This is a genomic window from Elioraea rosea (genome assembly GCF_007644105.1).
GTDB classification, from domain to species: domain Bacteria; phylum Pseudomonadota; class Alphaproteobacteria; order Acetobacterales; family Acetobacteraceae; genus Elioraea_A; species Elioraea_A rosea.
This window is the reverse complement of sequence record NZ_VFAC01000014.1, coordinates 25329-49937: the sequence shown is the minus strand read 5'-3', so window position 1 is coordinate 49937 and position 24609 is coordinate 25329. Positions and strand designations below refer to the sequence as shown.

The following is a 24609-nucleotide window of genomic DNA, read 5'->3' as shown; positions in this document are numbered from 1 at the left end:
CAGACGGTATCAGGCTTTTGGAATGGCCGTGCCGATCATGCTGTCGCGCGTGACGATCGCGGCGAGCTTCTCCTCGCTCCACCCCTCCGTGCCTTGCGGCCGGGCGGGAAGCACGAGGTAGCGGAGATCGGCGGTGCTGTCGTGCACCCGCACCTCGACGCTGTCGGGAATGGCGACGCCGAACTCGGCGAGCACGGCGCGCGGTTCGATGACCGCGCGCGCCCGGTATTCGTACGACTTGTACCAGTCGGGCGGAATGCCGAGCAGCGGCTTCGGGTAGCAGGAGCAGAGGGTGCAGACGATCACGTTGTGCACCGACGCCGTGTTCTCGACGACGTGCAGATGCGTCCCCTGAAGGTCGATGCCCATCTCTGTGCAGGCAGCGACGGGGGTTTCGATCAGCCGCTTGCGGAAGGCCGGGTCGACCCAGGCGCGCGCGACGACGGACGCGCCCATGGAGGGGGTGATGCCGTCCATCCTGTCGATCTGCCGGGCGACCTCGCCAGGTTCGAGCACGCCGGCCTCCTCGAGCAGGAGCCTCAGCGCGCGCGCACCGAGCGCCTGGTCGGACGAGAATGACGGATCGTCCGGCGGCGGTGCATGGTCGTGTTGATGGTCGTGGTGATGGTCGTGTCCGTCATGCGGCATGGATCGGCTCCAGCCAGTGCTCGTAAATCTCGACCTCGAGCGTGTCCTTCGCGGGGCCGGCGTAACCCGGCCAGAGCTGCGGCTGCGGGAACCGCACGCGGTAGAGAACCTGCATCGGCAGCCCGTCTCCGCCCGTCGCGAGCCCCTCGGGGTTCCGGAAAGGGCCCATCACCTCGGCAATCATCCCGTCCTGCCCGCGAACGTAGTGCGGCGTGCGGATGTGCGCCCGGCCGATGGAGATGGCGGGCCGCTCCGCCGTGACGCGCACACGATCTCCCGGTCGGAAGCGGGCGCTCATGGCCGCCTGGCCTTCAGCTCGGCCACCTTCGCCGCGTGCGCCCCCGGCTTCAGGATGCCCTTCACCTCCATTGTGTGCACGACGGAGCGGAGCCAGCGCTCGTAGTAGGACAGCCGCGCATAGTCCTCGCCCGAGAGGCTCTCGATGCCGAGGCGGAGCTCATCGGCGGTCTGGAGCCCCTTGCGGCCGAGCAGGGTGCGGATCGCGTCCACCTCCTTCTCCCACGGCGCGAGGACATGCTCCGCCCGCGGCACGGGGCCGGACCATCGATGGTCCGGGTCGCCGCCCATGTCGTGCATGCCGCGTCGTTCAGGGTTCGTGCTCATGGCCTGATCCTATCCCTGTGCGCCCCGGCGGCAACAGTCACGCCGCCTTGCCGACATGGGCGAGCATGTCCGCACCCGGCAGGGTGTGGATCGAGGGCGCGTGGGAGAGCGCATCGAGGTTCGGCACAGGGCGCGCGCAGGCCGGAATGCCGGCAAGCGCGCGCTCGATCGCCGCGGCGGCGGCAAGAACGAACGCATCGCCGCCGCGCGGCCCGACGATCTGGATGCCGAAAGGCAGGCCGCGCTCATCGACGCCGCAGGGCAGCACGATGGCAGGATGCGTCGACAGCGTCACGGCGTAGGGAAGCGCGAGCCACGAGTAGTACGTGGCGAGCTTCCTGCCATCGATCTCGCGCGGGGCGAGCTCGGTCCACAATGTCGGCTGAACCGTCATCGCCGGCGAGATGATCAGGTCGACATCCTTGAAGAAGGCGCCGGTGCGCCGGTAGATCGCCGTGTGGAGCGTGTGCGCCTCGGCCATGTCGGCAAGCGTGTAGCGAAGCCCCTCCTCCACGTTCTCGATCACGTTGGGCCCGAGCATGTGCCGGGCGGTGTTGTAGACGGGCAGGTGCTTGGCGAGGAACGCCTCGGCGCGGAGCACGCCGAAGGCACGGTCGGCCCCGCTCATGTCGGGGCTGCCCTCGCTCGCCGAATGGAAGATGCCCTTGAAGCGGCCGATACGATCGGCGAACAGGGCACGCCCCTGGTTCGAGGTCGGCGCGACGCCGAAATCCGGCGTGTAGGCGACGCGCAGCGTGCCGGGGTCCTGCTCCTTCAGCGGGTGGAACTCGTCCTGCTCGACCATCCTACGCCCGAATACGGCGCGCGAAAGCGGGTCGCGCGGGTCGTCGGAGGCCATGGCCGCGAGCATGAAGGCGAGGTCTGGCACCGAGCGCGCCATCGGCCCGAGCATCGAGGAGGGATACCAGCCGAGCCCGCGCTTCTCAGAGGGCACGAGGCCGGGCGACGGCCGGTAGCCGACGATACCGCAATAGGCCGCAGGGTTGCGCAAGGACCCGCCAAGATCGGAGCCGGAGGCGAGCGGCACCATGCCGGTCGCGAGGGCGACCGCAGAGCCGCCGGACGAGCCGGCGCAGGAGCGCGCGGGGTCGAACGGGTTGCCGGTCGGCCCGAACACGGGGTTGACGGTGTTTGCGCCGGCGCCGAACTCGGGCGTGTTTGTCTTGCCGAGGATGATCGCGCCGGCGGCGCGAAGGTTCGCCACCATCCCGCAATCTGCCTCGGGCACGAAGTCTGCGTATTGCGGGCTGCCATAGGTGGTGCGCAGCCCCTTCGTCTCCTCGAGGTCCTTGATGCCGACGGGGAGCCCGTGCAGCAGCGGCAGTGCCTCTCCCTTCACCACGGCCGCCTCGGCCGCCTTCGCGGCCGAGCGCGCCATCCCCTCGTCGATCGAGACGACGGCGTTGACGGCGTGGTTCACCTGCTCGATCCGACGGAGATGCGCGTCGAGCAGGTCGACGGGGCTGATCGCCCGCCGGCCGATCAGCCTGCGCTGCTCGATCGCGCTGAGGTCGCAGAGTGCCGTGTCGGTCATGGTGACGCCCTCCCTTCTGTGCAGCGCGCGGCTCAGTAGCCCATCGCGCAGCCATCCTTGCGCGGATCGGAGCCGCCGGCGAGCGCGCCGGCCTCGTGGTCGATCCAGATCGCCTGGCCGCCGCCATGCGGCTTGTCGATCAGCTCCGGCGTGTGGCCCATCCGCGCGAGGACGTCGAGGGTGGCTGCCGGAATGCCCGTCTCTGCCTGCACCTTGCCTGCCCAGGGGAAGAGCCGCGGCGCGTCGAGCGCCTCCTGGATGTCCATGCCGTAGTCAAACACGTTCGAGAGGAACGAGGTCTGCCCCATAGGCTGGTAGTGGCCGCCCATCACGCCGAACGGCATTACGGCACGGCCGTCCTTCATCAGCATGCCCGGAATGATCGTGTGCATCGGCCGCTTGCCAGGCGCGATGCAGTTGGGGTGGCCGCGCTCGAGCCGGAAGCCGAAGCCGCGATTGTGCAGCATCACGCCAGAGCCGGGGGCGAGGATGCCGGAGCCGAAGCTCTGGAAAAGCGAGTTGATGAACGAGCAGGCATTCCCCTCGCCGTCCACCACACAGAGATAGACCGTGTCGGCATGGGCGGGCAGCACCTCGGCGAGGCCCGCGGGCGGCAACTCGCGCATCGCCGCCTTCGGGTCGATGAGCTTGCGCAGGGCGGCGAGATACTCGGGGCTCGTCAGCTTCGCCACAGGCACGTCGACCTGCGCGGGGTCCGCGAGGAAGGCGTCACGGTCGCGGTAGACGAGCCGCGCCGCCTCGATGTGGCGGTGCCACCGTTCTGCCGACATCGCCCCGGCCTCCGCGGGTGCGTAGCCCTCGAGCATGCCCGCGAGCATCAGCACGAGAAGGCCGGAGCCGTTGGGCGGGCACTGGTAGATCTCGTGGCCCTTCCACGCTGCCTTGATCGGCGTGACGAACTCGGCCGTTGCGTTGGCGAAATCCTCCTCGGTGTGCAGCCCACCGATGGAGCGGAGCTTGGCGACGATGTCTGCCGCGACCGGCCCCTCGTAGAACCCCTTGGCGCCCTCGCGCGCGATGCGCCGCAGCGTTTCGGCAAGCTCGGGCTGGCGGAACACGTGCCCCGCGCGCGGTGCCGCGCCGTCGCGCAGGAAGCGGGTGCGGCTGTCGGGGTCGGCCGCGAGTTTCTCGACCGACTGCGCCCAGTCCGCCGCCACGCGGTCATGCACCGGGTGGCCGTCCTCGGCGAGACGGATCGCGGGTTGGAGCAGTTCATCGAGCCCCTTCCGCCCGTGCGCTGCCACCAGCGCCTCCCAGGCGCGCACCGCGCCCGGAACGGTGACGACATGCGCAGACAGCGCGTCGAGCGCCGCGATGCCCTGGCCCTCGAACCAGTCGATCGTCGCGCCACCTGGCGCCTTGCCCGAGCCGTTCATGGCGATGACGCGGCCCGTGCCGGCAGGCGCATAGAGGCAGAAGCAGTCCCCGCCGATGCCTGTGGAATGCGGCTCAACCACGCCGAGCACGGCGCAGGCCGCGACCGCGGCGTCGAGCGCGTTGCCGCCCGAGCGAAGCACGTCGAGCGCGGTGAGCGTCGCGACAGGCATCGAGGTCGCCGCCATGCCGCGCGTGCCGCGTGCGGGGCTCCGGCCCGGGGAATGGAAGTCACGCATCCGGATCGATTCCTTCTCGTGTCAAAGACAGCACATGCCGCCATCAATCAGAAGCGAGGCACCGCTGATCAGCCCCGAGGCAGGCGCTGCGAGGAACACCGCGGCGCCCATGATGTCCTCCACCTGGCCGATGCGGCCCAACGGGATCGCCCGCACAGCGCGCGCCATGAACGCCTCGTCCGACAGCACGCCCGCCGTCAGCGGCGTCTCGATGAAGGTCGGGCAGATGGCGTTGACGCGGATGCCGTGCGGGCCGAGTTCCGCCGCCATCGCCTTGGTCAGCCCCTCGAGCGCGTGCTTCGTTGCGGTGTAGACGGAGCGGTTGATGCCCGCGACATGGCCGTTCACCGAGGACAGATTGACGATCGCCCCGCGCCGCCCCGCCGACACCATGCCCTGCGCGACGGCCTGGGCCACGGTGAAGGCGGCACGGATGTTGAGGTCGATCAGCGCATCGACGGAGGCGTCCTTGGCCTCGAGGAAGGGCTCGCGGATGTTCGTGCCGGCGTTGTTGAGCAGGATGTCGAACGGCCCATGCTTCGCGACCATGGCACGGACGGCCTCGCGGTCGGTCACGTCGAGGGCGAAGGCGCGCGCCTTGAGCCCCTTGCGCGCAAGCCCATCGACCGTCGCCTCCATCTCGGGCAGGGAGCGGGCGGCGAGAACGACGTCGGCTCCTGCCTCCGCATAGGCGATCGCGATGGCGCGGCCGATGCCCTTGCTCGCCCCCGTCACCAGCGCCTTCTGGCCGTCAAGCCGGAAGCTCGGCGTCGTCGGGAACCGCGTTTCCGAACCTGCCACCGCCATGCCTCTCTCCCCTTTCCTCCGGTCAGCGTGTCGCTGATGCCACGGGGCTACTGCGCGGTCCAGCCGCCATCGACCAGAAGATGCGTGCCGGTGACCATCGCGGCGGCAGGCGAACAGAGGAATACGACGGTCTGCGCCACCTCCTCGACGGTGGCCGGCCGGCCCATCGGGATGCGCGAGACGATGCCGGCCCGGGCCTCCGGCGTGGCGAAGGCCTTGGCGGCAAGAGCGGTCTCCACGAAGGTCGGGCCGACCGTGACGACGCGGATGCCGAGCGGCGCGAGCTCCACCGCCATCGCCTTGGTCATGCCCTCCACGGCGTGCTTGGTGCCGCAATAGACGGCGCGGTTCGGCCCGCCGACGACCCCCATCTGCGAGGAGGTGTTGACGATCACCCCGCCCCGGCCGGCATCGACCATGCCCTTCGCCACGGCCTGGGCGACGAAGAAGGCGGCGCGCACGTTCACGCCGTAGAGGTCGTCATAGGTCGCCTCGTCGACCTCAAGGAAGGGCAGCGGGCGGTTGATGCCGGCATTGTTGAACAGCGCATCGAACGGCCCGGTTGCGGCGACGGCCCCTCGCACGGCCTCGGTGTCGGTGACGTCGAGCACGAGCGCCTCGGCCGAGCCGCCTCCGGCCCGGATGCCGGCGACGGCCTCGTCGAGGTCCTCCTTCGCCCGGGCAGCGAGCACCACATGAGCGCCGGCCTCGGCCATCGCCTCTGCCGCGGCCCGGCCGATGCCGCGGCTCGCGCCGGTGACGAGCGCCCGCATGCCCTGGAGCCCGAAGCCTGGGAACCTGCCCATCCATCCCTCCGATCGGTTCTGACGGGAGTGCGCCCGGCCTCGCGCCGCGCGTCAACCCGCCTGGCTAGAGACGCCACGACGCATGACAGGGCCCGAGCCTCCCGGCATCATCACGCGGCCGAGGGAGGGCCGGGCATGGACGAGACGAGACCGCAGCAGATCGGATGGGACGATTTCGCCCGCGTGGAGATCCGCGTGGGCACCGTCGTGGATGCGCAAGCCTTCCCAGAGGCCCGCAAGCCATCGATCAAGCTCTGGGTCGATTTCGGCCCCGGCATCGGCACGAAGCAGACCTCTGCGCAGCTCACCGTTCATTACAAGCCCGACGCGCTGATCGGCAGGCAGGTGGCGGGTGTGGTGAACTTCCCGCCCAAGCGCATCGCCGGGTTCGAGAGCCAATTCCTCGTTCTCGGCTTCCCAGACGAAGAGGGCGGCGTCGTGCTCGTCCGCCCTGACTTCCTGGTTCCGAACGGTGGAAGGTTGTTCTGAACCTGCGACGCGGCGCTGGACGCACATGTCATTGTTCTGTCATTTGTCCGGATAACCCGAGGCACTTATGTGCGCCGCAGCGAAAGCCCGCCGATGGAGGGCCTCGCAGACAAGGCCGGGAACCAGGGAGACCACTCGATGAAGCCAATCGCCACGCTTGCCGCAATCGGCATCCTTGCCGGCGGCTTCGCTGCCGCCCCCGCTGCGGCGCAGGAACAGTGCCCGAGGGGCGCGCTCGATTCCCGCTTCTGCGACCGCGATGGCGATCTCGTCGCCGACACGCCGACCGATGAACGCCAGCTCATCGATCCCGCGACCCTGATCTTCGCCTACACCCCCGTCGAGGACCCCGCCGTGTACCGCTCCGTCTGGCAGGGGTTCATGGACCATCTCGCGAAGGTCACCGGCAAGCGCGTGCAGTTCTTCTCGGTGCAGTCGAACGCCGCGCAGATCGAGGCGATGCGCGCGGGCCGGCTGCACATCACCGGCTTCAACACCGGCTCCAATCCGCTCGCCGTGAACTGCGCCGGCTTCGTTCCCTTCGCGATGATGGCCTCGCGCGCCAACGAGTTCGGCTACAACATGGAGTTCATCGTCCAGGCCGACGGGCCGATCCAGCGCATGGAGGACCTGCGCGGGCGGACGGTCGCCTTCACGTCGCAGACCTCCAACTCCGGCTTCAAGGCGCCCTCGGCGCTGCTGCAGCAGACCTACGGGCTGGTCGCCGATCGCGACTTCAAGCCGGCCTTCTCCGGGCGGCACGACAACTCGATCATCGGCGTGGCGAACCGCGACTACGATGCCGCAGCGATCGCCAACTCGGTGATGACGCGGATGGTCGCGCGCAACGCGGTCGACGGCTCGAAGATCCGCTCGATCTACAAGAGCGATCCGTTCCCGACGACCGGCTACGGCCATGCCTACAATCTCCGCCCCGAGCTCGCCGCGAAGATCCGCGAGGCGTTCTTCAGCTTCCCCTGGGAAGGCAGCGCGCTGCTTGCCGAGTTCGAGAAGAGCGAGCCGCCGCAGGAGAAGTTCATGCCGATCACCTACCAGGAGCACTGGAAGGTGGTGCGCGACATCGACGCGGCGATGAACGTCTCCTACGCCTGCCGCTGACCAGGGAACGGGGGCGGCGCCAGCGCCGCCCCCTTGGCGATGCTCGAGATCTCAGGCCTCACCAAACGCTACGCCACGGGCGACCTCGCGCTGACCGACGTGTCGCTCACCGTGCCCGACGGCCAGGTAATGGCGCTGATCGGCCCCTCCGGCGCGGGCAAGTCGACCCTGATCCGCTGCGTCAACCGCCTCGTGGAGCCGACGGCGGGACGGGTCGTGCTGAACGGCGACGACATCACCGCCCTCGGCCCCGCCGCACTTCGCCGCGCGCGCCGGCGGATGGGAATGATCTTCCAGGAATACGCACTCGTCGAACGCCTTTCGGTGATGGAGAACGTGCTGTCCGGCCGGCTCGGCTATGTCGGGTTCTGGACGAGCTGGTTCCGCCGGTTCCCGCAGAAGGACGTCACCGAGGCGTTCCGGCTGCTCGAGCGCGTCGGGCTCGACCACATGGTCGACAAGCGTGCCGATGCACTCTCGGGCGGGCAGAGGCAGCGCGTCGGCATCGTGCGCGCGCTGATGCAGAACCCGGAACTGCTCCTCGTCGACGAGCCGACCGCGAGCCTCGACCCCAAGACGAGCCGGCAGATCATGCGGCTGATCGTCGAGCTCTGCGCTGAGCGGGGGCTTGCCGCGATCATCAACATCCATGACGTCGCGCTCGCGCAATCCTTTGCCCAGCGGATCGTCGGGCTGCAGGGCGGGCGCATCGTCTATGACGGGCCGGCCGACGGACTCACGCCCTCGGTGCTGACGACGATCTACGGCGAGGAGGACTGGTCCAAGACCATCGCCGCGGTCGAGGACGACGCAGAGACGGAGCTCGCCGGCTGAGCATGGATGCCGTCGCCCTCCCCGGCGCTCCGATGCGGCGCTGGCGGCCGAAGCCGCTGATCGACAACGCCTGGACGCGCTACCTCGTCTATCTCGGCGCGATCCTCTACGCGGCTCTCGCCTTCGGCACGCTCGAGATCAACTGGGCCCGCGCCGCGGAGGGCTTCGAGCGGGGTGCGCGCTTCATCGCGGGGTTCTTCCCGCCCGACTTCATCACCAAGCGCCAGGAGATCGCCGAGGGGCTGCTGGAGAGCATCACCATGACGGTCGTCTCGACGGCGATCGGCATCATCCTCGCCGTGCCCGTCGCGCTCGGTGCGGCGCGGAACCTCGCCCCGCTTCCCATCTATCTCCTCTGCCGCGCCGTGATCGCGCTGAGCCGGACCTTCCAGGAGATCATCATCGCCATCGTCTTCGTCGCGATGGTGGGGTTCGGCCCGCTTGCCGGCATGCTCACCCTCTCCTTCGCGACGATCGGCTTCATGGCGAAACTGCTCGCCGAGGACATCGAGGAGATCGAGACGTCCCAGGCCGAGGCCGTGCGCGCGACCGGCGCCTCGTGGTTCCAGCTCCTCGCCTGGGGCATCCAGCCGCAGGTGCTGCCCCGCTTCATCGGCCTCTCGGCCTACCGGCTCGACATCAACTTCCGCGAGAGCGCCGTGCTCGGCCTCGTCGGCGCGGGCGGCATCGGCGACACGTTGAACAATGCCTTCGAGCGGTACGAGTTCGATACGGCCGCCGCCATCATGCTGATCATCATCGTCATCGTGATGGGCTGCGAATACGCCTCGTCCTGGATCCGCCGGAAGGTGCAGTGATGCCCGTCGCCAGCACCTCGTCGGGCCAGAAGGCCTGGATGCGGCGGACCACGTCGGGCGACCTCGCCGTCTGGGCCGCCTGGCTCGCCGGCGTCGCCATCGTCGTCGCCTCCTTCGAGATCATCTCGCAGGCGACGATCTGGGCCTTCGTGTGGGACGCGCCGACTCAGGGGGCCGACCTGATCGGGCGGATGTTCCCGCCGCGCTGGAGCTATCTCGACCAGCTCTGGAAGCCGATGTGGGACACGATCAACATGGCGACCCTCGGCACGGGGCTCGCCATCCTGCTCGGCGTGCCGGTGGCGTTCCTCGCCGCGCACAACACGACGCCGAGCGCGCTCCTCGTGCGCCCCATCGCGATCTTCGTCATCGTCGCCTCGCGCTCGATCAACTCGCTGATCTGGGCGCTGCTTCTGGTCGTCGTGTTCGGGCCGGGGACGCTCGCGGGCATCCTCTCCATCGCGCTGCGCTCGATCGGCTTCATCGGCAAGCTGCTCTACGAGGCGATCGAGGAGATCGACCGCACCCAGGTGGAAGCCGTCACGGCAACCGGGGCAGGCCGCGCGCAGGTGCTTGCCTGGGGCATCGTGCCGCAGATCATGCCCGCCTTCGCAGGCATCGCGGTGTTCCGCTGGGACATCAACATCCGCGAGGCGACGGTGCTCGGCCTCGTCGGTGCGGGCGGCATCGGCATGCAGCTCCAGGCCTCGATCAACGTCCTCGCCTGGCCGCAGGTGACGGTGATCTTCGCGCTGATCCTCGTCACCGTGGTGGTGAGCGAGTGGCTGTCTGCGCGCGTTCGCCACGCGGTGATTTGATTCGCCTGACGGCATCTTGCCTTGCCCGGTTCGAGCAGTATCGCCGACCCTGCGACCGGCAAATTCCAGGAGATTTTTATGGCGGCTCCTCCGCCTCGCCGCACCTTTCTCACGGGCATGCTGCTCATTCCTGCCGCGGCGCGGGCCGAGCAGCGCTTCCCTGATGTCGTGGGCGTCTCGGTTCGCCGGTCAGGCGACGGACGGTACGATTTCGACGTGACGATCTCCTCACCGTACGACACCGCGGAGCGCTATGCCGATGGCTTCCGGGTGAGGGACGAAGCGGGCACCGCTTTCGGGGAACGTACGCTTTTCCACGATCACGCCGATGAGCAACCCTTCACCCGGGATCTGTATGGGGTCTCGATTCCGGCTGCCGTCCGCAGCGTGATCGTGGAGGCCCGTGACCGACGATACGGCTATGGCGGCAGGACGATGCGCGTTGCCCTGCCTGGTCGCTGAGTGGCCTCAGGCGCCGAGAGCGTCCGCCAGCCGCAAGAAATCCGGCGCGACCACGTCCCAATCCCCCTCGGGATGCAGGTCCCTGGCCTGCTCCGGACCGTACTCGGTCGGCCTCGCGACGAAGCCGGTGGCGAGCCCGCGCGCCTGCGCGGCGGCGAGGTCGTTGTTGTGGGCCGCGACCAGCATCACCTCCGCCGGCTCGAGCCTCAGCATCGCCGCGGCCCCGTCATAGGTGCGCGGGTCGGGCTTGTAGGCGCGGAAGGTCTCTGCGGAGAAGATCACGTCCCACGGCAGGCCGGCATGGCGGGCCATGTTCACGAGAAGTGCCACATTGCCGTTCGAGAGGGTGCCGATGACGAAGCGCCGCTTCAGCCGTGCCAGTCCGGCGACGCTGTCCGGCCAGGGGTCTAGCCGGTGCCAGGCGAGCGTCAGGTCGGCACGGGCGGCCTCGTCCATTGCGCCGAGGCCGAAGCGGGGCAGAAGTCGGTCGAGCGCTGCGCGGTGCAGGTCGTCGATCACCGTCCAGGGAAGCTCGCCGCGCGCGACGCGCTGCATCGAGGGCGCGTATTCGCCGCGCCAGGCATCGGCGAGCGCGAAGCCGTCCGTCTCCACGCCGAGGCGGCGCGCCGCAAGAGAGACCTCGCGCGCGACCGAGCCGCGCCAGTCGACCACCGTGCCGAACACGTCGAACACGAGCGCCTTCACCGGCGCGACGCCGGCCTCGTTCATCGCCGCGCGCTCCTCTCCGCTTCCTCGAACTCGCGCGTCGCCTTCGAGGCCTCCTCGCGGATCTGGTGCAGGATGTCTGCGCGCAGCGCGTTGAAGCGCGGGTCGGTCAGAACCTCGATGGTGCGCGGGCGGGGAAGGTCGATCGGGATGCGCGAGCGGATGCGCCCCGGCCGCGCCGTCATCACATAGACTGTGTCGGCGAGGAAGATCGCCTCGTCGATGTCGTGGGTGATGAAGAGCACGGTGCCGCGCGTCTCGTCCCACACATGCAGGAGTAACTCCTGCATCTGCATCCGCGTCTGGGCATCGAGCGCGCCGAATGGCTCGTCCATCAGGAACACGCGGGGGGAGAGGATCAGGCAGCGGGCAATGCCGACGCGCTGCTTCATGCCGCCCGATAGCTGGTCGGGCAGGTGGTTTTCGAAGCCGGCAAGGCCGACGAGGCCGAGATACTTGCGCGCGAGCGCGTCGGTTTCCTCCTTCGGCCGGCCGAGCATGCGGGGACCGAAGGTCACGTTGTCCCACACGGTGAGCCAGGGGAAGAGGCTCGCCTCCTGGAATACCACCGCGCGGTCGGGCCCGGGCCTCGCAACGCCCTCGCCGAACACCCGCGCCTCGCCTGCGGTCAGCCCCTCGAAGCCGGCGATGATGTTGAGAAGCGTCGACTTGCCGCAGCCCGACGGGCCGAGGATGCAGGCGAACTCGCCTTCCACGAGCGCCATGTCGATGGCGGCGAGCGCCTCGACCTCCCCTGCCCTTCCGCCGAAGACCTTCCGCACACCCGCGATGTCGACCGCCGCCATCTCAGCGCGCCCCGAACTGTTTCCAATGCAGCACGCGATGGCCGATCGCGACGAGGATGCGGTCGGACAGGAAGCCGGCGATGCCGATCGAGACCATGTCGGCGATCACCACGTCCATCCGTCCGACGTAGTAGGCATCCCACAGCACGTAGCCGAGGCCCGACTTCACCGCGACGATCTCCGCCACGATCACGGCCGTCCAGGCGATGCCCAGGCCCAGCCGCATGCCGGTGAAGATCGCGGGAAGCGCGTTGGGAAGCACGACGCGGAGCAGCAGCTGACGTTCCGACGCCCCCATCATCCGTGCGGCGCGAATCAGGTTGCGCGGCGTGTCGCGCGCCCCGGCCGTGGTGTTGACGACGATCGGGAAGAAGGCGCCGAGGCCGATCAAAAACACCGCCCCGGCATCGCGGATGCCGAACACCGCGATGGAGAACGGCAGCCAGGCGGTGATCGGGATGGGCCGGAGCGACTGGATGAGCGGATCGAACGCGCCGGCGACGAGGCGGTTCCACCCGATCATGATGCCGAGCGGAACGCCGAGGGCGATCGCCGCTGCGAAGCCTGTGAAGACGCGCCGCGCGCTGAACAGCACCGTCTCGAACCAGGTGCCGAGATAGGGGTTCAGCCCCATGCCGGAAGGCCCGACGGCCCAGTCCCACCAGGTGGCGGCGACGAGGCTAGGCGCCGGCAGGATCCCCTGGGGAACCACCCCTGCGCGGCCGAGCACCTCCCACACCGCGACGAGCGCGGCGGGGAGTGCAAGGCCGAGAAGGGGCGAAGGCGAGGAAGAGCGCGCGATCGCTGCCATCAGCGGCTCAGCGCCGCACCGACATGATGATGCTTTCGTCGAAGAACTGGGCCATCTCGCCAGAGACGTCGCGCTGCAGCACGCCGAGGCGATGGAACTCCTTCGCCTGGGCCTGGATCTGCGCGAGCGTGAGCGACTGCTCGAGCGTCATGTCATTGGCGACTGCCCGCGCCACCTGCGCGTCGAGCCCGGTCCAGGCAGCGATGGCGTTGCCGAGCGCCTCCTTCGAAGCCGACATCTCGGCCTGCGCCTGGAGATAGGCATAGACGAGCCGGCGAAGCGCCTCGCGCTTGTTCTCGATCGCCGCCCGCGTCGCGCCGACCATGCCGAGCTCGGCGCCGACGGCCTTGGACTTCGAGTAGTCGAGCGCGGTCTGGCGCGTGCCGAGGCCCTGCTGGATCGCCATGCTCTCGAACGGCTCCCAGCCGATGAAGAGGTCGATGTCGCCGCGCTGCATCGCCTGGACGAAGGGCTGGCCGCCGCCCTGGATGTTCACGATGTTGAGGCGCCCATAGTTGATGTTCGCCTCCGTCACGGTCGCGGCGAACTGGAACCACACGGCCGAGCCGGGCGCGATCGCCACGCGCTTGCCGTAGAGCTCCTCCCAGCTGTTCAGCGTCACCCCGTTGCGGACAATCGGGTGCTTGGCGGAAACGCCCACCCCGAAGAGCCCCACGATGCCGCGCAGGTTCTGGCTGACCGCGATGGGAACGTCGGCCGGGCCGATCGAGCCGACCTCGATCGAGCCTGAGGCGAGCGCGGTGCGCACATCGGCGTAGCGGACGAAGTTCACCATCTCGACCTCGACGCCGAGCGGCCGGGCGAGGTCGGCCACCCGGGAGAAGGGCGCGACATGCGGCACCTTCACGGCACCGACGGTGAGCTTCACCGGGGGGTTGAGGGGGGCGGGCGCTGCGGCAAGCTGGGCTTGCGCAGGCGCGGCGGCAAGGGCAATGGCCAGCGCGCAGCCGGCCAAGATGCGGTTCGACATCCCAGAGCTCCCCTTCGTGTTGTTGCGCGCGACGCTAGCCAAACCGCCCGGTTCTGTCACCCCGGCACGGCGCGTGCTAAAGCGGCCGGCGTCGGCTGGGCGGGCAGCCGGGGAGAAAGGGCGAGGATCGGCGTGAGCCAGAAATACTACACGGTCACCTGGGACCAGCTTCACCGGGACGGCAGGGCGCTCGCCTGGAAGCTCCTGCCCCTCGGCCCCTGGTCGGGCATCGTCGCGATCACCCGCGGGGGGCTGATCCCGGCGGCGATCATCGCCCGCGAGCTCGATTGCCGGATCATCGAGACGGTCAGCGTCGTCACCTACGAGGAGCAGGACCGTGGCGAGCCGAGGGTGACGAAGCCACCCACCGCGGCGGGCTCGGGCGCGGGCTGGCTGATCGTCGACGACCTGGTCGATACCGGAACCACCGCCAGGGTGGTGCGCGCGCTCCTGCCGGATGCGCATTTCGCCACCGTCTATGCCAAGCCGGCCGGCCAGACGATGGTCGACAGCTACGTCACCGAGGTGAGCCAGGACACGTGGATCCTGTTCCCCTGGGACACGGAGCCGCAATTCACCCCACCCATCGCGAAGGCAAGGACCGGAGTGCGCTGAGATGCGCGTCATCCCTCCCCCCAACCCGCTTCCCGAACCCTATGCGTCGCTGCGCGACACCGTGACCCGCCTGTTCTCCTCCCGGATCGTTCCGGAGATCGGCGGATACGAGGCGCGTGGGGAGTTTCCCCGCCCGCTCGTGCGGGCGATGGGCGAGGCCGGGCTGTTCGGCGCGGCGTTCCCCGAGAGCGTCGGCGGCTCGGATATCGGCTTCATGGCGGTGGCGGTGATCTCGGAGGAGATCAGCCGAATCCGTCCCGATCTCGGCTACTGCATGAACCTGCAGGCGATGACCTGCCCCTTCACCATCCTGAACTGGGGAACCGAGGAGCAGGTCACCCGCTTCGTGCCGCCGGTGATCGCCGGCGAGCGCATCGGCATGTTCGCCCTGACGGAGCCTGGCGGCGGGTCCGACCCTGCGGGCGCGATGCGCACGACCGCGCGGCGCGACGGTGACCGTTACGTCCTCGATGGCTCGAAGCAGTGGATCACCTTCAGCCACGAGGCGGATGTTGGGGTGCTGTTCGCCAAGACCGACCCGTCGGCCGGGCACAAGGGCATCACCGCCTTCATCGTCGAGCCGAAATCGGGCCCCGGCTACCGCGCGGACAAGATTCGGATGCGCAACCTCTCACCCGTACTCTCCTCCTGCGCCGTGTTCCTCGACGGGTTCTCCGTTCCGGCCACCAACCGGCTTGGTGCGGAGGGAGAGGGCTTCCGGATCGCGATGAACGCGCTCGAATACGGGCGGCTCACCGTGTCCTCCCGCCTCGTCGGCGCCGCGCAGGGCTGCCTTGACCATGCGCTCGACTATGCGCGCACGCGCGAGGTGGGCGGGCGCGCCATCGGCCGCTACCAGCTCGTCCAGGGCCTGGTAGCCGACATGGCGGCGGAGATCGCCGCGGCGCGCGCGCTGGTGCGTGAGCTCGCCGAGACGATGGATGCCGGGCTGCCGGCCAACCGCATCGCCTCGCTCGCGAAATACTTCGCCTCCCGCGCGGCGAAGACGGCCGTGGCCAACGCCACAGAGATCTTCGGCGGCTATGCGCTGGCCGACGAGTATCCGATCAGCATGTTCAAGGGCTTCATCGAGATGCTGAATGTCGGCGAAGGCTCGACCAACGTGCAGAAGGTGCTGATCGCGGAAGACGCGCTCGGCTTCAAGGACGCCAACCGTGCGTCGGTGCCGGCACGGAAGTTCCGCGCGGCATCGGGTTCCAGGGCGGCGGAGTAGCGGCGATGCCCGGGCTCTGGTTCGAGGAGTTCGCCGAAGGGATGGTGTTCGACCACCCGATCCGCCGCACGGTGACGGAAGGCGACAACGTCCTCTTCTGCTCGATCACGATGAATCCCGCCGCGCTCCATCTCGACGCGGAAGCCGCGAAGGCGACGCCGTTCGGGCGACCGATCGTGAACTCGCTCTACACGCTCGGGCTCATGGTCGGCATCTCCGTGCACGACACGACGCTCGGCACGACGGTTGCCAATCTCGGCTTCGAGGAGATCGCCTTCCCTGCGCCGCTGTTCCACGGCGACACGGTGTCGATCCGTTCGACCGTCATCGGCATCCGTGAGAGCAGATCGCGACCTGCGGAGGGCATCGTCACCTTCCTGCACGAGGCGTTCCGGCAGGACGGCGTGCTCGTCGCACGCTGCCGACGCGCTGCCCTGATGAGAAAGCGGCCCACCGGAGAGATGACGGCATGAGCGTTCCGCGCGCCCTCCTGTTCGTTCCCGCCGACAGCGAGCGCAAGCTCGCCAAGGGGGCCGACAGCGGCGCCGATGCGCTGATCCTCGATCTCGAGGACAGCGTCGGCGCGGAGCGCAAGCCGATCGCGCGCGAGATGGCGGCAGCCTGGCTCGGCGCGCGCTCGGCCGGGGGGCCGCAGGGCTGGGTGCGGGTGAACGCGCTCGACACGGGGCTCACCATGGCGGACCTCGCCGGCATCGTGCGCGCGAAGCCAGACGGCATCGTGCTGCCCAAGTGCAACGCGCCTGCCGATCTCCGCACGCTCGATGCCGCGCTCTCCGCCCTCGAGGCGCGCGAGGGGCTCGCGGACCGCTCCATCCGCGTGATGCCGATCGTGACGGAAACGCCGGCTGCCCTGTTCACCCTCGGCGGCTACGGTGGCAGCCCTCGGCTCGCGGCGATGACCTGGGGTGGGGAGGATCTCGCCGCCGGGGTCGCTGCGAAATCGAACCGCGTCGCCGATGGCACGTGGGACGATCTCTACCGCCTCGCGCGGAGCATGACGCTCGCCGGCGCTGCTTCGGCGGAGGTGCCGGCGATCGACACGGTCTACGCCGATTTCCGCAACGAGGCAGGCTTCGCCGCCGAGTGCGCCGACGCGCGGCGGATGGGCTATGCCGGACGGATGGCGATCCACCCCGCACAGGTTCCGGTGATCCTCGCCACCTTCAGCCCGACCGCCGCGGAGAAGGGCTGGGCCGAAGCGGTGGTCGCGGCCTTCGCTGCCAGCCCGGGCGCGGGCGTGATCTCGCTCGACGGCAAGATGGTCGACCGTCCTCATCTGGTGCAGGCGCGGCGAATTCTGGGCACCTGACTGTACTCGACGCTGAATACACACGCGTGGATTGCAAAGTAAGGAGTTTTTACGTCTTATTAACCATGTTCTGAATCACCGGAGAGACGGCCATGCACGGCTCCGCCCAGGTCATTCCCTTCCGCCCTCGCCAGGCCCTTCAGGGCAAGGTCACCAGCACGGCAGACGGCCAGGCACGCCTCGCCCGCGCGCTCGCCTCGCTCGACACTGCATTGGCAGAGCAGCAGGCGGCGATGGACAGCTTCCGCCTCGCGCTCGGCGATCTCGATCGCGCCGTCTCCGGCCTCGAAGCGGGCCTCGTCCGCTATGGCGACGAGCTCTCCTGCCTCAACCATGACATCGATCGCCTCGGCATCGAGGCGCGCGCCCTCGAGGCTTGGGCCGACGAGGCGATCGCGCGCGGCCGCTGAGCGCCGTAGCAACACTACACGCTCCTTGACGCAGCGGGCTTCCGCGTAGCATTCCTCCATCCGCCCATGCGATCGCATGGGTGCCGTAAGGACATGCCACCGAGGTAGGCCATGCGCGCGCGGATCGCTGCGGCCTGGAGCATGCTGAGCCCGGCGGAGCGTCGCGTCGCCGAGGCGGTGCTTGCCGATCCCGACGCGGCGATGCGCGGCACGGTCGCCACGCTCGCGCGCGCCGCCGAAGCCTCCGACCCAACCGTCATCCGTTTCTGCCGCGCCTTGGGTTTCGCGGGGTTTCAGGGCTTCCGCATCGCTCTCGCGCAGGAGGATCGCGGGCCGGCACCGGCGCGGGTGCATCGCCAGGTGGAGCCTGGCCAGCCCATCGCCCGGGCCTCCGAAGCGGTGCTCGACAGCGCCATCGCCGAGCTCGAGCGGCTTCGCGCGATGCTCGACCCGGGTGCGGTCGAGGCGGCTGCGCGCGCCCTCGTGCGCGCGGGGCGCATCGAGATCTGGGGCTTCGGCGCCTCCGCAGCCGTGGCGGAGGACGCCGCGCACAAGCTGTTCCGGCTGGGCCGCGGCGTCGTCGCACGGTCCGACCCGCACATGCAGGCGATGGCGGCCGCGACGCTCGACGGCGCCTCGGTCGTTCTCGCGATCTCGCATACGGGCCGCTCGCGCGAGCTGATCGAGAATGTCACCCTCGCCGCCGCGAACGGCGCGGTCGTCGTCGCCATCACCGCGCCGGCCTCGCCTCTCGCGCAGCAGGCGTCGGTGCTGCTGGCCGCAGCCGTCGAGGAGGACACGACCGTGTTCACCCCGATGCTGTCGCGGCTCGCGCATCTCGCTCTCATCGACATGGTGGCGGTCGGCGCCGCACTTATCTCGCCGCCGGCGATCGCGGAGAAGCTCGCGCAGATGAAGCGCGCGCTCGCCGGCCGCCGCGTCGCCGAAGCCACGCCGAAGCGCCGCCGCCAGCATGCTTGACCGGCTCGACCGCGGCTTTGTCGCCCTGAACCGGCTCGTCCTCGCCGCGCTGCTCGGCGCGATGGCCTTGCTCGTGTTCGGCAATGTCTGCGCGCGCTACCTCTTCAACGCCTCGTTCGGCTGGGTCGAGGAGCTCACGCGCTACATGATGATCTGGCTCGCCTATCTCGGCGCGGGCTTGGCACTCCGGCACGGCAACCATGTCGCGGTGATGCTGCTCGTCGAGGCCCTGCCGCGCGCTCCGGCGCTCGCGCTGCGCGGGGTCGTCGGCCTCGTCATGTTCGGCTTCCTCGGCGCGCTCACCTGGATCGGCTGGGAATACGCCGAGTTCGCGATGCGCCAGCGGACGCCGGTGCTGCAATGGTCGACCGGCATGGTCTACCTCGCGGTCCCGATCGGCACCGGGCTGATGGCGGTGCACCTTCTGCTCGGCTTCCGTAGCTTCGCCGCCGGGCGCGGCGACCTCGCCGAACCTGGGCCGGACCAGCCCGCGTGAGCACGCTTCTCGCCATCCTGTTCGGCGCGGGGCTGCTCGCGAGCCTGCCGATCGCGCTCGCCATGGGGCTTGCCGGGGCCGTCGTGCTCGTGGCCGCCGACATCGCGAGCCCGCTGATCATCGCCCAGCGCCTGTTCAGCGGCATCGACAGCTTCCCGCTGATGGCCATCCCCTTCTTCATCCTCGCGGCAGAGCTCATGTCCGGCGGCGGCATCACCGACCTGCTGCTCCGCTTCGCCGTGCAGGCGATCGGACGGGTGAAGGGCGGGCTCGGCCACGCCAACATCCTGATGAGCATCTTCTTCGCCGGCATCTCCGGCAGCGCGCTCGCCGATGCCGCGGGGCCGGGCAGCATCATCATCCGCATGATGCGCCAGGCCGGCTACGCCGCGCCCTACGCCGCAGCCGTGACGGCATCGAGCGCGATCATCGCGCCGATCATTCCGCCCTCGATCATCATGGTGATCTATGCGCTGACGGACAATTCCGTCTCCGTCGGCGCGCTGTTCATGGCCGGGATCGTTCCGGGCCTGCTGATGGGGCTTGCGCTTGCCGTGGTGAACCACCTGATCGCCGCACGGCGCGGCTATGGCGGCGGCCAGGCACGGCAGCCCTGGGGCGCCTATCTGCGGCAGGACTGGTCGGTGTTTCCCGCCCTGCTGCTCCCCTTCATCATCCTCGGCGGCATCCATGGCGGCGTGTTCACCCCCACCGAAGCTTCGGCCGTCGCGGTGTTCTACGCCCTCTTCGTCGGCCTTGCCGTGACACGCACGCTGCGGCTCGCGATGCTTCCCGCAATCCTCGTGCGCACCGCACTGATGACCTCGGCCGTGCTGCTGATCATCTCCATGGCATCGGTCTTCGCCTGGATGCTGACCTCGCTTCAGATCCCGCAGGACATCTCGCGCTTCCTCCTGTCGCTCGGCCTGCCGAGGCTCGGCCTGCTCGTCGCCATCGCCCTGTTCCTGCTTCTCTGCGGGCTCGTGATCGACACGCTGCCGGCCGTGATCATCCTCGTGCCGATCCTCGCGCCGGTGGCGACATCGGCGGGGATCGACCCGTTGCAATTCGCGATGGTGGTGATCCTGAACCTGACGATCGGCATGATCACGCCTCCCGTCGGCGGCGTGCTCTTCGTCATCACCGTCGTCGCGCGCATCCCGATGGGGCAGATCGTGCGCGCGATCGGGCCCTTCCTTGCCGCCCACCTCGTGGTGCTCGCGGCCATCATCCTGGTCCCCGGCCTCTCCAATGGGCTGCCGGGATTGTTGGGCTATACTCGGTGACAACGAACCCGGAGGAGACATGGTCATGACGACGATCTCGCGACGCGATGCGCTGATCCTCGCAGGCGCTGCCGGCGCGGCCACCCTCGCCGCCCCCTCGATCGTGCGGGCCCAGGCCGCTCGCACGATCCGCTACACGCATTTCCAGCCTGGCCGGCTCGACCAGCCGAAGCACGCCGCGGCGCTCGCCTTCAAGGCGCATGTCGAGGCGGCGACGGGCGGCAGGACCAAGGTGGAGATCTTCCCGGCCGGGCAGCTCGGCAACGCCAATTCGGTGATGGAACAGCTCCGCCTCGGCAGCCTCGAGATGGCTGTGGTGCATGACGGCGGCATCTCGCCCCTGTTCAAGACCTTCGGCGTGTTCGCTCTGCCCTTCGCGTTCGATGACCAGTCCGTCGCCTGGGCCGTGCTCGACGGCGCCTATGGCCGCGAGGTCGCCGAGGCGATGCGCAGCGAGGTGCAGATCCGGCTGATGGCCTATGCCGACAACGGGGTGCGGCACTTCACCAACTCCAAGCGCGCGCTGAACACGCCCGAGGACCTCAGGGGCCTCAAGATCCGCGTGCAGCCGGCGCCCGTGTTCCTCCGCCTCGTCGAGGCCTTCGGCGCCTCGCCCTCGGCGATCGACTGGGCAGAGCTGCCTGCCGCCCTGGCGCAGGGCACCGTCGACGGCCAGGAGAACGGCGTCACCAACATCCTCGCCGCCTCGCTCTACCAGACGCAGAAGTTCATCACCCTGAACGGGCATGTCTACAGCCTGCACGCCTACCTGATGAGCGACCGGTTCTGGGGCCGCCTCTCTGCGGAGGAGAAGCTCGCCGTCTCGCAGGGCATCGAAATCGCCAAATGGATCCATCGCGGCATGACCACCGCGCAGGATGCGAACGCCGAGACGATCCTGAAGGAGAAGGGCATGCAGGTGACGGCGCTCACGCCGCAGCAGCGCGAGGCCTGGCGGCGCGTCGCCCAGCCTCCGGTGCGTACCTATCTCGAGGGCGAGGTCGGCAAGCCTTGGGTCGACAAGCTCCTCGCGGCGGTCGAGCAGGCCAAGGCCGCGCAGCGGGCGGCCTGAGCGGTGGCGGCGAAGCACCGCGTCGTCGTCCTCGATGACGGCTATGCGAGCTACGACACGGAGAAGGCCGTGCTCGCCGAGGCGGAGGCGGAGTTCGTTCTCCGCCCCTGCCGCGGCGATGCCGCAAAGGCGGCGACCGAAATGGCGCAGGCCGATGCCGTGCTCGTGCGCGAAACGCCCGTCGATGCCGCAGCGATCGCGGGCACGAAAGCGAAGGTGATCGTCCGCTACGGCGTCGGCTACGACAACATCGACACCACTGCCGCGGCGGCCCGCGGCATTGCCGTGTGCAACGTGCCCGACTACGGCACCGAGGAGGTGTCGGACCATGCGCTGGCGCTGATGCTCGCCGCGATCCGCCGCATCCCTGAAGCCGATCGCCGCGTGCGCGCGCAGGGCTGGGGCGTGCCGATGGACCGCAAGGTCCACCGCATCCGGGGCGGCACGCTCGGCCTGATCGGCTATGGCCGCATCGGCGCGGCGTTCCACCGCAAGGCCGCGGGCCTCGGCTTCGCGCGGGTCCTGGTGCATGACCCGTTCCTCAAGGCCGCGCCGGAGGGCGCGCAGCTTGCGAGCCTCGATACGGTCGCAACCGAGGCGGACGCGATCAGCCTGCATGCGCCGCTGAACAACGCGACGCGCCACATCGTCGGCCGCGCCTTCCTCGCCCAGGTGAAGCCCACGCTCGTTCTCGTCAACACCTCGCGCGGCGGGCTCGTCGACGAGGCAGCCCTCGCCGCCGCGCTCGCGGAAGGCCGCGTGCTTGCCGCCGGCCTCGATGTGTACGAGACCGAGCCGCTGCGCGCCGACAGCCCCCTTCGCGGGTTGGACAACGTGATTCTGACAGACCACGCCGCATGGTACAGCGAGGCCGCGATCGCCGATCTCCAGCGCAAGGCGGCCGAGGAGGTTGCCCGCGTGCTGAGGGGCGAGAAGCCACTGCACCAGGTCAACCTGCCGCGCTGAGATCGATCCGACACCGTCACGGGAGAGAATGCCGGATGAGCCACCCCCTTCTGCCGCGCCTGGTCGAGGCGCGCGTCGTTCCCGTGGTGCGGACACGCACGCAGGAGGCGGCGCGCACGGCCGTTGCCTGGCTTCGCGAGGCAGGGTTCACGACCTTCGAGATCACGCTGACGGTGCCGCGCGCGACCGAGCTCATCCGCGAGCTCGCGGCCGATCCCGCGCTCCTCGTCGGCGCCGGAACGGTGAGGACGGCGACGGAGGCCTATGCCTGCGGCGAGGCCGGCGCGAAGTTCATCGTCTGCCCCTGGAACGAGCCTGAGATCGTACCGGCCGGCCGTCGCTTCGGCGCGCTCGTGATGCTCGGCGCGCTGACGCCCGACGAGGTGGTCGAGGCGCTCGAGGGCTTCGCCGACGTGGTGAAGATCTTCCCCGCCGCCTCGATGGGCGGGCCCTCGCACATCAAGGCCCTGAAGAGCGTCTTCCCCGACGTGTCCTTCTGCCCAACCGGCGGCGTCGACCCCTCCAACCTGCGTGCCTATCTCGAGGCCGGCGCGGCCTTCGTCGGGATCGGCGGCAAGCTCGTCGACGAGGAGCTGATCGGCAAGGGCGCGAAGGACGAAGTGATGGCAGCGGCGCGTGCCGCGCTCTCGGCGTAACGGTACGGACAGGAAACACACATGCTTGACCACGGGATTCTCGACGGCTTCCGCCACGTGGCGATCGCCTCGGTCGCCGACGCGCTCGACAAGGTGACGGGGCGGCGCGGCTACATGGCGCACGAGATCAAGAACCGCATCAACGCCAGGCGCCTCGTGGGCCCCGCGGTGACGGTCCTGCATGCGCCGACGCGCGAGGTGCTGCCGCCACAGGCCGCGCTCGACGCGATCGACGAGGCGAAGGCAGGAAGCGTCATCTGCATCGGCATGCACGGCGACCCGGACGTGGCGGTGTGGGGCGGGCTGATGAGCGCCGGCGCCTTCGCCCGCAAGCACGCCGGCGCGGTGCTCGATGCCGGGGTGCGCGACCTCGCCGAGATCCGCCGCGACTACGACCTGCCGGTGTTCGCCCGCTGCGTCAGCCCAGGCACGACGCTCGGGCGCACGCGCACCGTCGCCTCCGCCATCCCTGTCATGATCGGCGGTATCCTCGTCAGCCCGGGCGACCTGATCGTCGGCGACGAGGACGGCGTGTGCGTGGTGCCGCCCGATGCCGCGGCCGAGGTCCTGAAGCAGGCGCGCGAGATCGATGCCCGCGAGGCGGAACAGGCCAAGCTCATCGTCTCCTCCGGCTCACTGCGCGAGGGCCTGGCAAAGTACGGGCGCATCTGAGGGCGCGGGCGATGGCGGTCGACATCCTTTCGATGGGCGAGCCGATGCTGGAGTTCAACCAGCTCCCGGCCCAGGACGACGGGCGCGTTCTGTTCCTGCAGGGCCATGGCGGTGACACCTCGAACGCCGCCATCGCGGCCTCCCGCCAGGGCGTGCGCGCAGGGTACGTCACCGCGATCGGGCAGGACGCGGCGGGCGACAGCTTCATGGAGCTCTGGGCGCGCGAAGGCATCGACACCTCGACCGTCATCCGCAGCCCCGATGCACCGACCGCCGTCTACTTCGTCACGCACGATGCGAAAGGGCATCATTTCACCTTCTATCGCACCGGCTCGGCCGCTGCGCGCTACACGCCGCGCGACGTGCCGGAGAAGGCGATCACGGAGGCGAAGATCCTCTACGCGTCTGGCATTTCCCAGGCGATCAGCACCACCGCGGCAGACGCCGTGTTCCATGCGATCGCCGTGGCGAGGAAGGCGGGGGTGAAGGTCGCCTACGACACCAACCTCCGCCTTCGCCTCTGGCCGCCCGCGCGCGCGAAGGCGGTGATCGACGCCGCCATCGCACAGGCCGACATGGCCTTCCCCTCGCGCGAGGACGCCGAGGCGCTGACCGGCCTCGCCGACCCCGATGCGATCGCAGACTACTACCTCCGGCTCGGCTGCCCGCTCGTCGCGGTGAAGTGCGGGGCGGATGGCGCGCTGCTCGCCACCGGATCGGGCCTCCGCGTCCGCGCCACGCCGCATCCGGTCAAGGCCGTGGATGCGACGGGCGCAGGCGACACGTTCTGCGGCGCCTTCATGGCGCGCACCGTGCTCGGCGACGGGCCGGAGGAGGCGCTTCGCTACGCCAACGCCGCCGCCGCGCTTTCGACGACAGGCTACGGCGCCGTCGCGCCGATCCCCAGCGCCGAGGCCGTGCGCGCGCTGCTCAGGCCCTGAGG

At 69.5% G+C, this 24609-nt stretch carries 30 protein-coding genes; 19 read left to right on the top strand and 11 right to left on the bottom strand.

All coding sequences use genetic code 11. From position 1 onward, the window contains the following. Positions 1-9 precede the first annotated feature (9 nt). Genes nthA through FIF60_RS10815 form a run of 7 tightly spaced genes read right to left on the bottom strand, consistent with a single transcriptional unit; the run spans position 10 to position 6074 of the window. Complete coding sequence (gene nthA / locus FIF60_RS10845; RefSeq protein ID WP_144186097.1) at positions 10-648, bottom strand: nitrile hydratase subunit alpha; 639 nt, start codon at positions 646-648, stop codon at positions 10-12. Beyond that, positions 638-946 carry an SH3-like domain-containing protein gene (locus FIF60_RS22330; protein ID WP_144186096.1) on the bottom strand — a complete coding sequence of 103 codons (309 nt, stop codon included), beginning with the start codon at positions 944-946 and terminating at the stop codon, positions 638-640. Before FIF60_RS22330 ends, nthA begins: the two co-directional genes overlap by 11 nt. Further along, positions 943-1272 (bottom strand): SH3-like domain-containing protein, encoded by a 330-nt coding sequence (locus FIF60_RS22325; RefSeq protein WP_144186095.1) that lies wholly within the window; start codon positions 1270-1272, stop codon positions 943-945. Before FIF60_RS22325 ends, FIF60_RS22330 begins: the two co-directional genes overlap by 4 nt. 37 nt (positions 1273-1309) lie before the next feature. Beyond that, positions 1310-2827 carry an amidase gene (locus tag FIF60_RS10830; RefSeq protein ID WP_144186094.1) on the bottom strand — a complete coding sequence of 506 codons (1518 nt, stop codon included), beginning with the start codon at positions 2825-2827 and terminating at the stop codon, positions 1310-1312. A gap of 32 nt (positions 2828-2859) precedes the next feature. Further along, positions 2860-4461, bottom strand: a complete 1602-nt coding sequence (gene ggt / locus FIF60_RS10825; protein ID WP_144186093.1) for a gamma-glutamyltransferase — start codon at positions 4459-4461, stop codon at positions 2860-2862. Between the two features lie 21 nt (positions 4462-4482). After that, positions 4483-5268, bottom strand: coding sequence for an SDR family NAD(P)-dependent oxidoreductase (locus FIF60_RS10820; protein WP_144186092.1), 786 nt, complete (start codon positions 5266-5268; stop codon positions 4483-4485). Between the two features lie 47 nt (positions 5269-5315). Continuing rightward, the gene (locus FIF60_RS10815; protein WP_144186091.1) at positions 5316-6074 is read right to left on the bottom strand and encodes an SDR family NAD(P)-dependent oxidoreductase; all 759 of its coding nucleotides are present in this window, start codon (positions 6072-6074) and stop codon (positions 5316-5318) included. A 135-nt stretch (positions 6075-6209) separates the two neighbouring features. On the opposite strand from FIF60_RS10815, the gene FIF60_RS10810 reads away from it, so the two are divergent. The 6 genes from FIF60_RS10810 (at position 6210) to FIF60_RS10785 (ending at position 10614) form a co-directional block, all read left to right on the top strand. Further along, positions 6210-6563: a tRNA-binding protein gene (locus FIF60_RS10810; RefSeq protein ID WP_144186090.1), complete on the top strand. Its 354-nt coding sequence runs from the start codon at positions 6210-6212 to the stop codon at positions 6561-6563. A gap of 138 nt (positions 6564-6701) precedes the next feature. Next, positions 6702-7682 (top strand): phosphate/phosphite/phosphonate ABC transporter substrate-binding protein, encoded by a 981-nt coding sequence (phnD, locus tag FIF60_RS10805; protein ID WP_144186089.1) that lies wholly within the window; start codon positions 6702-6704, stop codon positions 7680-7682. 39 nt (positions 7683-7721) lie between these two features. Next, a complete protein-coding gene (gene phnC, locus FIF60_RS10800) occupies positions 7722-8516 on the top strand; it encodes a phosphonate ABC transporter ATP-binding protein (protein ID WP_144186088.1) in 795 nt (264 codons plus the stop codon). A 2-nt stretch (positions 8517-8518) separates the two neighbouring features. Next, on the top strand, positions 8519-9334 hold the full coding sequence (gene phnE, locus FIF60_RS10795; protein ID WP_144186087.1) for a phosphonate ABC transporter, permease protein PhnE: 816 nt from the start codon (positions 8519-8521) through the stop codon (positions 9332-9334). Continuing rightward, positions 9334-10152, top strand: a complete 819-nt coding sequence (gene phnE / locus FIF60_RS10790; protein ID WP_144186086.1) for a phosphonate ABC transporter, permease protein PhnE — start codon at positions 9334-9336, stop codon at positions 10150-10152. Before phnE (FIF60_RS10795) ends, phnE (FIF60_RS10790) begins: the two co-directional genes overlap by 1 nt. A gap of 21 nt (positions 10153-10173) precedes the next feature. After that, on the top strand, positions 10174-10614 hold the full coding sequence (locus FIF60_RS10785; RefSeq protein WP_144186085.1) for a hypothetical protein: 441 nt from the start codon (positions 10174-10176) through the stop codon (positions 10612-10614). A gap of 6 nt (positions 10615-10620) precedes the next feature. Here FIF60_RS10785 and FIF60_RS10780 read toward each other — a convergent pair whose 3' ends face one another. Genes FIF60_RS10780 through FIF60_RS10765 form a run of 4 tightly spaced genes read right to left on the bottom strand, consistent with a single transcriptional unit; the run spans position 10621 to position 13948 of the window. Then, positions 10621-11343, bottom strand: coding sequence for a haloacid dehalogenase type II (locus FIF60_RS10780; protein WP_144186084.1), 723 nt, complete (start codon positions 11341-11343; stop codon positions 10621-10623). Then, positions 11340-12146 carry an ABC transporter ATP-binding protein gene (locus FIF60_RS10775; protein ID WP_144186083.1) on the bottom strand — a complete coding sequence of 269 codons (807 nt, stop codon included), beginning with the start codon at positions 12144-12146 and terminating at the stop codon, positions 11340-11342. Before FIF60_RS10775 ends, FIF60_RS10780 begins: the two co-directional genes overlap by 4 nt. A 1-nt stretch (position 12147) precedes the next feature. Continuing rightward, positions 12148-12957, bottom strand: a complete 810-nt coding sequence (locus FIF60_RS10770) for an ABC transporter permease (RefSeq protein WP_144186082.1) — start codon at positions 12955-12957, stop codon at positions 12148-12150. Positions 12958-12964: 7 nt separating this feature from the next. Further along, the gene (locus tag FIF60_RS10765) at positions 12965-13948 is read right to left on the bottom strand and encodes an ABC transporter substrate-binding protein (protein WP_144186081.1); all 984 of its coding nucleotides are present in this window, start codon (positions 13946-13948) and stop codon (positions 12965-12967) included. Between the two features lie 132 nt (positions 13949-14080). Here FIF60_RS10765 and gpt point away from each other — a divergent pair, with 132 nt between their 5' ends. The 13 genes from gpt (at position 14081) to FIF60_RS10700 (ending at position 24607) form a co-directional block, all read left to right on the top strand. Further along, positions 14081-14563 carry a xanthine phosphoribosyltransferase gene (gpt, locus tag FIF60_RS10760; RefSeq protein WP_144186080.1) on the top strand — a complete coding sequence of 161 codons (483 nt, stop codon included), beginning with the start codon at positions 14081-14083 and terminating at the stop codon, positions 14561-14563. 1 nt (position 14564) lies between these two features. Continuing rightward, positions 14565-15797 carry an acyl-CoA dehydrogenase family protein gene (locus FIF60_RS10755; protein ID WP_144186079.1) on the top strand — a complete coding sequence of 411 codons (1233 nt, stop codon included), beginning with the start codon at positions 14565-14567 and terminating at the stop codon, positions 15795-15797. Positions 15798-15802: 5 nt separating this feature from the next. After that, complete coding sequence (locus FIF60_RS10750) at positions 15803-16270, top strand: MaoC family dehydratase (RefSeq protein WP_144186078.1); 468 nt, start codon at positions 15803-15805, stop codon at positions 16268-16270. Then, a complete protein-coding gene (locus tag FIF60_RS10745; RefSeq protein WP_144186077.1) occupies positions 16267-17127 on the top strand; it encodes an HpcH/HpaI aldolase/citrate lyase family protein in 861 nt (286 codons plus the stop codon). The genes FIF60_RS10750 and FIF60_RS10745 overlap by 4 nt, the downstream gene beginning before the upstream one ends. A gap of 92 nt (positions 17128-17219) precedes the next feature. Next, a complete protein-coding gene (locus FIF60_RS10740) occupies positions 17220-17537 on the top strand; it encodes a hypothetical protein (RefSeq protein ID WP_144186076.1) in 318 nt (105 codons plus the stop codon). Between the two features lie 111 nt (positions 17538-17648). After that, positions 17649-18518, top strand: coding sequence for an SIS domain-containing protein (locus FIF60_RS10735; protein WP_144186075.1), 870 nt, complete (start codon positions 17649-17651; stop codon positions 18516-18518). Next, positions 18511-19014, top strand: a complete 504-nt coding sequence (locus FIF60_RS10730) for a TRAP transporter small permease (RefSeq protein ID WP_144186074.1) — start codon at positions 18511-18513, stop codon at positions 19012-19014. The genes FIF60_RS10735 and FIF60_RS10730 overlap by 8 nt, the downstream gene beginning before the upstream one ends. Then, positions 19011-20300 carry a TRAP transporter large permease gene (locus tag FIF60_RS10725; protein ID WP_144186073.1) on the top strand — a complete coding sequence of 430 codons (1290 nt, stop codon included), beginning with the start codon at positions 19011-19013 and terminating at the stop codon, positions 20298-20300. The genes FIF60_RS10730 and FIF60_RS10725 overlap by 4 nt, the downstream gene beginning before the upstream one ends. 25 nt (positions 20301-20325) lie before the next feature. Next, entirely contained in the window at positions 20326-21372 is a 1047-nt protein-coding gene (locus tag FIF60_RS10720; RefSeq protein ID WP_144186072.1) for a DctP family TRAP transporter solute-binding subunit, read from the top strand. Between the two features lie 3 nt (positions 21373-21375). Then, the gene (locus FIF60_RS10715) at positions 21376-22338 is read left to right on the top strand and encodes a C-terminal binding protein (RefSeq protein ID WP_144186071.1); all 963 of its coding nucleotides are present in this window, start codon (positions 21376-21378) and stop codon (positions 22336-22338) included. A gap of 35 nt (positions 22339-22373) precedes the next feature. Beyond that, complete coding sequence (locus tag FIF60_RS10710) at positions 22374-22994, top strand: bifunctional 4-hydroxy-2-oxoglutarate aldolase/2-dehydro-3-deoxy-phosphogluconate aldolase (protein ID WP_144186070.1); 621 nt, start codon at positions 22374-22376, stop codon at positions 22992-22994. Positions 22995-23015: 21 nt separating this feature from the next. Then, entirely contained in the window at positions 23016-23666 is a 651-nt protein-coding gene (locus FIF60_RS10705; protein ID WP_144186069.1) for an RraA family protein, read from the top strand. An 11-nt stretch (positions 23667-23677) separates the two neighbouring features. Next, positions 23678-24607, top strand: a complete 930-nt coding sequence (locus FIF60_RS10700) for a sugar kinase (protein WP_144186068.1) — start codon at positions 23678-23680, stop codon at positions 24605-24607. The last annotated feature ends 2 nt before the right edge of the window (positions 24608-24609 follow it).